Source organism: Mesobacillus sp. (genome assembly GCF_049588175.1).
Classification (GTDB): Bacteria; Bacillota; Bacilli; order Bacillales; family Cytobacillaceae; genus Mesobacillus.
The window spans coordinates 1-5,192 of the sequence record NZ_JBAVFI010000318.1 but is presented as its reverse complement, the minus strand read 5'-3'; the positions used below and the strand labels follow the sequence as shown (position 1 = coordinate 5,192).

7 protein-coding genes and 1 other annotated feature are annotated in these 5,192 nt (G+C 42.9%); all 7 genes read right to left on the bottom strand.

The window, feature by feature from the left end; translation table 11 throughout:
* Positions 1 to 333: 333 nt before the first annotated feature.
* Positions 334 to 1,176 (bottom strand): prephenate dehydratase, encoded by an 843-nt coding sequence (gene pheA / locus WB217_RS07865; RefSeq protein WP_423992238.1) that lies wholly within the window; start codon positions 1,174 to 1,176, stop codon positions 334 to 336.
* Positions 1,177 to 1,206: 30 nt separating this feature from the next.
* Entirely contained in the window at positions 1,207 to 1,662 is a 456-nt protein-coding gene (locus WB217_RS07860) for an ACT domain-containing protein (RefSeq protein WP_423992236.1), read from the bottom strand.
* 69 nt (positions 1,663 to 1,731) lie between these two features.
* The gene (obgE, locus tag WB217_RS07855; protein WP_423992234.1) at positions 1,732 to 3,027 is read right to left on the bottom strand and encodes a GTPase ObgE; all 1,296 of its coding nucleotides are present in this window, start codon (positions 3,025 to 3,027) and stop codon (positions 1,732 to 1,734) included.
* A gap of 93 nt (positions 3,028 to 3,120) precedes the next feature.
* Positions 3,121 to 3,660 (bottom strand): Spo0B C-terminal domain-containing protein, encoded by a 540-nt coding sequence (locus WB217_RS07850; protein WP_423992232.1) that lies wholly within the window; start codon positions 3,658 to 3,660, stop codon positions 3,121 to 3,123.
* A gap of 289 nt (positions 3,661 to 3,949) precedes the next feature.
* On the bottom strand, positions 3,950 to 4,240 hold the full coding sequence (rpmA, locus tag WB217_RS07845; RefSeq protein ID WP_079509900.1) for a 50S ribosomal protein L27: 291 nt from the start codon (positions 4,238 to 4,240) through the stop codon (positions 3,950 to 3,952).
* A 13-nt stretch (positions 4,241 to 4,253) separates the two neighbouring features.
* Entirely contained in the window at positions 4,254 to 4,586 is a 333-nt protein-coding gene (locus tag WB217_RS07840; RefSeq protein ID WP_423992229.1) for a ribosomal-processing cysteine protease Prp, read from the bottom strand.
* 15 nt (positions 4,587 to 4,601) lie between these two features.
* Positions 4,602 to 4,910: a 50S ribosomal protein L21 gene (rplU, locus tag WB217_RS07835; protein ID WP_423992227.1), complete on the bottom strand. Its 309-nt coding sequence runs from the start codon at positions 4,908 to 4,910 to the stop codon at positions 4,602 to 4,604.
* Positions 4,911 to 4,925: 15 nt separating this feature from the next.
* Positions 4,926 to 5,005, bottom strand: a sequence feature (ribosomal protein L21 leader region).
* Positions 5,006 to 5,192: the final 187 nt, after the last annotated feature.

Genomic DNA, 5,192 nt, shown 5'->3' with positions numbered 1-5,192 from the left:
TATTGGAACATCGTCATGGCGTTTTTCACTCTTTAGACTGTTCCAATGACCCTTATTGGAACATCGTCATGGCGTTTTTCACTCTTTAGACTGTTCCAATGACCCTTATTGGAACATCGGCATAGCGTTTTTAATACTTTAGACTGTCCCAATGACTCTTATTGGAACATCGGCATAGCGTTTATAATGCTTTAGATTGTTCCAATGCTCCTTATCGAAACCAAAAATGGCTGTTTTTTACATTTAAAGGGTTTTAGTTACCCAGAACCACTTTAAGTCGGTTTTCAAGCCAAAAATAACATAAAAAAAGATCCATCACTGATGGATCTTTTTTTATATTCTATGGCTTGTGTAGCTTCCGAGGAGCTTGACACTGCAGCCTAAGGCTTCGAGTTCAGCGATGGCTCCAGGAATCAATACCTCATCCATCTTCAAACTAATATCGATGATGAAAAAGTATTTTCCGAGCCCCGTCTTCATCGGCCTTGATTCAATTTTTGACAGATTGAGCTTTCTCCAGGAAAAAGCAGATAACACCTGATGCAGAGCACCGGCCTGGTCAGAAGGCAGTGTGATCATCAAGGTGGTTTTATAATCATCAGAGGGTTTAAGTCTGATGCTGTGCCCTTCCTTCGCAAGAATAGCAAACACAGTATGATTATAGCTGTAATCATGGATGTTTTCATTCACCCTGGCAAGGCCATATTCATCTGCTGCCAAGCCATTCGCAATTGCCGCGATGTTTAATTCTGGGTGGTCTTGTACGTATTTTGCAGCAGCAGCAGTTGAAGCCATATTTTCCAGTGGCGTTCCTTTGAATTCTTTATGCAGGAATTTATGGCACTGTGCTAGTGCATGAGGATGGCTGTAAATCATTTCAGCCTTATTCCATTGATCTATGTTTGCTTTATGTACAAGCAAATGCTGCCTGATTGGAACAACCGCCTCACCGGCAATAACCAATTCAGATTCATGGACTAAATAATCAATCGTGATATTGACGGACCCCTCAATCGAATTTTCGAGCGGGACAATCGCTGCGTCAATCTCGCCCGCAGCCGCCGCATCCATACATTCAGGAATGCTTACATAGGGAGTCCTCTCAGCATCACTGAACAGTTGGCGTGCCGCGAGATCTGTAAATGTCGCCTTTGGACCAAGATATCCAATTTTCAAGCCAATCAACTCCCCCTGTAGCCAGTACAATTAAGCACCGGAACCAAGCACTTCTACTTTCTCTACAAATTCTAGCCTTTTCAATCTTCCTAGCAGTTCATCCAATTCGACTTTCATTTCAGTTACATTCAGGCTCAAAGTAACGTTTGCTCTGCTCTGTAACGGGATGGTCTGATGAATGGTCAGCACATTACAGCCAGTAGCCGCTACAGTACCTAACAGTTCCGATAAAGTTCCAGAACGGTCTTCAAGCTGAAAAAAAAGTGTGATGATTCGTTCTTTCACAACCGTATGGAACGGGAAAACAGTGTCACGATATTTGTAAAAAGCACTTCTGCTTAAATCTACCCGCTGGACTGCATCCCAGACTGACTCTGCTTTTCCCCGTTCAATCATTTCCTTTGCATCAAGCGTTTTCTTCATCGCTTCAGGCAGCACATCTTCCCGCACAAGGAAAAACTTTTTATCCAATTGATTTTGTTTCATGTTCCCACCCCATCAGAAGAGCGTAAGCGCCTGATCAGCAAAGATGATTTTTATTTAGATGTACAAGGCTTACTCAACAAATTCAAATTCATACTCAAGAAGCTTAACTGTATCTCCGTCTTTCGCTCCTCTTTCACGAAGGGCATCATCTATACCCATTCCGCGCATTTGGCGGGCAAATCTTCTTATTGATTCTTCACGTGAGAAATCAGTCATTTTGAACAGCCTTTCAATGCTGTCGCCAGAAATGACAAAGGTTCCATCCGGTTCCCGGGTAATTTCAAATTCCTGTTCTGCTTTCTCATGCTTATACATAACACGGTTAACGTCCGTATCTTCCTCAACTTCTTCTTCAATAAGAGGGAATTCCGGCGTCTTTTCGACTAAATCGGCCACCGAAAAGACAAGCTCGCGTAAGCCTTCACGTGTTATTGCAGAAATAGGGAAGATTGGATGTGCATCCCCAATCTTTTCTTTAAAGACCTTTAGGTTCTCTTCCGCATCTGGCATGTCCATTTTATTGGCAACAATTACTTGTGGCCTTTCTGTCAGCCTCAAGTTATATTCTTTTAATTCATTATTGATTGTTAAATAGTCCTCATAAGGGTCGCGGTCCTCAGTTGCAGCCATATCGATTACGTGGACAATGACGCGTGTACGTTCAATATGACGCAAAAATTGATGGCCAAGACCAACACCTGAATGCGCTCCTTCAATAAGGCCCGGCAAATCAGCAAGCACGAAGCTTCTGCCGTCTTCTGTTTCTACCATACCTAAGTTCGGTACGATTGTTGTAAAATGATACTCTGCAATCTTTGGCCTTGCAGCAGAAACTACTGACAGTAACGTTGATTTTCCAACACTAGGAAAACCGACAAGTCCTACATCAGCAAGAAGCTTCAATTCCATGACAATGTCTTTATCCTGTCCCGGCTCTCCCTTTTCAGAAAGTTCAGGTGCTGGGTTAGATGGAGTTGCAAAACGTGAGTTCCCGCGTCCTCCGCGTCCCCCTTTAGCGATGACAGCCTGTTGGCCATGTTCGACCAAATCTGCAATAACCGCTCCAGTTTTCGCATCTGATACGATCGTTCCAGGCGGAACTTTGACAATCATATCCTTTGCATTTTTACCATGCTGATTTTTAGACATCCCATGCTCACCGCGTGGAGCCTTGAAATGGCGCTGATACCTGAAATCCATCAATGTACGAAGTCCTTCTTCTACCTGGAAGATCACATTGGCACCGTTACCGCCGTCGCCGCCGGCTGGACCGCCGTTTGGCACATATTTTTCACGGCGGAAAGCAACCATTCCATCGCCGCCGTCTCCGCCTTTTACGTAAATTTTTACCTGATCGACAAACATTATGTCATTACCACCTGTCTGATTTTTGTTAATTATAAAAGAATATTGACGGTTTTATACTCATCTAAGAGGAGCAGCATTTTTTATGATTCCCTAGAGTGAAACCATAAAAACTTCAATCGTCAATTCGCCATCAATTACCCCGTCGGAAATTACATTCATTCCATTTGCGGGCTGATGGGCTAAAAAGTTTTCAATACGATTTTTATCATTTATTATTCCGCTAAAATCAAAAAAGAACCCAATACCTTTATCCTGTGGATCGATTGTGACGGAAAGATGATTTTCCTGATAACGTTCAATTGAAGAATTCAGCGTTTCAAACAGCAGCTCTGTCCAGCTAGCCAGCTGCTGATCATCTAGTCTGTGGAAGTTTTGGGAGTCCATCACTTCATATTCCAGCTGAAAAAAATGGTTCTCCCAATTGCAGGTTAACAACTTTGAGGCAAATTGAGGAAGATTTAAATTAGATAGCTTTGCATCCTGCCTGGCTTCCATGATAATTTCTTCAATGATATCTTTAGCCCGATCCACTTTGTTCAGAGATAGATTGCCTTTAATTAATTGAAGCTGATTCATCCAATCATGGCGCGCATGGCGCAAAACCTCGATTGTATCCCACTCTTTTTTCATAAACATACTCCCTACTCATAAGACTGCTTGGTGTTAGTATAACAAAAAAGCCATACTGCGTAAGTAATTATGTATTATAAAAACCTTGCTTTGTTATCCTTAACTGTTGATTTCCGCTCCAGGCACTCCCTTTCCGCGGGCGGTCCGGGGAGCCTCCTCGGACCTGTTCATCCCGCAGGAGTCTCGTGCCTTCCGCTCCAATCAACAGGATTTTAAAATCGATTATCACGGTTAACAGAGCGGAAAAACAAGAAAACCCTAACCGCAGTGGTTAGGGCTTCTCTTTGGCTTACGCTTCTTGAGCTGCAGGATAAACACTTACTTGCTTGCGGTCACGGCCAAGACGTTCGAATTTAACGACGCCGTCAACCTTAGCGAATAGAGTGTCATCTCCACCTTTACCCACGTTTACACCTGGGTAGATTTTAGTTCCGCGCTGACGGTAAAGGATAGAACCACCAGTTACGAATTGACCATCTGCACGCTTAGCGCCAAGACGCTTTGCGATTGAGTCACGTCCGTTCTTAGTTGAACCTACACCCTTCTTAGAAGCGAAGAATTGAAGATCTAATCTTAACATTTTGTTCCACCTCCTACTTTTTGAAGGTTATTTTTATGTGCTTTCCGTACTCTCTCTCCAACGTTTGCAATGAAACGACCATTCCTTCAAGCAGCAATTGCATTTTCTCCTGTGTATCCTCGGGCAAATTGTCCGGGATGTCACAGCGGAGAAACCCATCTGCTCCTTGCTCAATGTCAGGAGTGATTCCTGTCAAAGAGATAATTGAATTCACTGCTCCGAAGGATACGGCAGAAACTCCTGCACAGACAATATCGCTTCCATGAGCCGCAAATCCGGCATGGCCGCTGATCGAAAACGACTGGATGCTTCCGGATTTTGTACGATTAATCGTTGCACGAATCATAACATTCTGCCTTAATTAAGCGTTGATCTTTTCGATAACAACTTTAGTGTAAGGCTGACGATGACCTTGCTTTTTATGATAGTTCTTTTTCGCCTTGTACTTGAAAACGGTAATTTTCTTCTGACGGCCATTCTTTTCAACTTTAGCTGTTACAGTTGCGCCTTCTACTACTGGGCTTCCAACCTTAACAGTTTCGCCACCAACAAAAAGAACTTTGTCAAAAGTAACTGTTGCGCCTTCTTCAGCGTTAAGCTTTTCAATGTAGATTGCTTGTCCTGCTTCTACCTTTACTTGCTTGCCACCTGTTTCGATAATTGCGTACATTCCATTGCACCTCCTCATAAGACTCAGACTCGCCATCAGCAGGCGTTTGCGTAAAGCAAAACTTAATAACCTGTTGTGTGCGGTTGTAGCACGGGTGCTACAAACAATAACATTAAAATACTATCACATGCCAAGCGAAAGTGTCAACATAATAATAGATGTTTATATTGTAGCATAGATAATTCATTTCTGGGTGTTTTTTTTAAGATTGCTCTGATGAAGCGCCGAATTTCATTATTTCGTAATAAGGTCTGTCCGCATTTACAGCCGTGAATTTAATCT

What these genes read in the sequence shown, in the direction of transcription:
- WB217_RS07860 (WP_423992236.1), bottom strand. Translation starts at nt 1,662, where the DNA reads ATGAAACAAAATCAATTGGATAAAAAGTTTTTCCTTGTGCGGGAAGAT.
- obgE (WP_423992234.1), bottom strand. Translation starts at nt 3,027, where the DNA reads ATGTTTGTCGATCAGGTAAAAATTTACGTAAAAGGCGGAGACGGCGGC.
- WB217_RS07850 (WP_423992232.1), bottom strand. Translation starts at nt 3,660, where the DNA reads ATGAAAAAAGAGTGGGATACAATCGAGGTTTTGCGCCATGCGCGCCAT.
- rpmA (WP_079509900.1), bottom strand. Translation starts at nt 4,240, where the DNA reads ATGTTAAGATTAGATCTTCAATTCTTCGCTTCTAAGAAGGGTGTAGGT.
- WB217_RS07840 (WP_423992229.1), bottom strand. Translation starts at nt 4,586, where the DNA reads ATGATTCGTGCAACGATTAATCGTACAAAATCCGGAAGCATCCAGTCG.
- rplU (WP_423992227.1), bottom strand. Translation starts at nt 4,910, where the DNA reads ATGTACGCAATTATCGAAACAGGTGGCAAGCAAGTAAAGGTAGAAGCA.